The sequence below is a fragment of the Arcobacter sp. genome (assembly GCF_050300555.1).
GTDB lineage: Bacteria > Campylobacterota > Campylobacteria > Campylobacterales > Arcobacteraceae > Arcobacter.
Genome location: NZ_JBNKXY010000208.1, coordinates 1 through 627, shown reverse-complemented (window position 1 = coordinate 627; position 627 = coordinate 1). Strand labels below are relative to the sequence as shown.

The 627-nt window shown below is 29.0% G+C and carries 1 protein-coding gene; it reads left to right on the top strand.

Annotation, left to right across the window (positions count from 1 at the left end; all coding sequences use genetic code 11):
* On the top strand, positions 1 to 621 hold a 621-nt coding region (locus ACQY5W_RS13305), incomplete at its 5' end, for a glutamate synthase central domain-containing protein (RefSeq protein ID WP_428025453.1).
* Positions 622 to 627: the final 6 nt, after the last annotated feature.

Sequence of the window (627 nt, the reverse complement as noted above, 5' to 3'; positions counted from 1 at the left end):
TTAGAGACAAAACAAAAATATTTTAATATTACATATGAAGTATTAGATCAAGTAATTGAGCCAATGGCAAATGAAGGAAAAGAACCAGTTGGTTCTATGGGTGATGATACACCTATGGCATGTTTCTCAAAAGTAAATAGAAACTTTACTGACTATTTTAGACAAAAATTTGCACAAGTAACAAATCCTCCTATTGACCCATATAGAGAAAAAGTTGTAATGTCTTTGGAGACAGGATTTGGACCTATTCATAATATCTTAGATGAAAAACCAGAATATGCTAAAAGATTAAAAGTTGCAAGTCCAATTTTAATGAAAGAAAAATATGATGTATTAAGATCTTTTGGAGATAGTACAAATCCAAGATATAACTCTTATTACAAAAATAAAGTATTCTCAACAGTATTTAAAAGTGATTTGAAAGCTTCATTAGAGGTTTTAGCACAAAAAGTTATTAAGTCAGTAAATGAAGATAATATTTGTGTAATTATTTTAGATCCCAAATATTTATTTCTAATGAGTTTTTGCCAAGCACCATTGGTGTTGATCAAACTGAATAACCATTTGCTAAGAAGACATTTACTTTGCAAATCAAGGTTTAAAACTCCCAACCCTCCTTGATCTTTC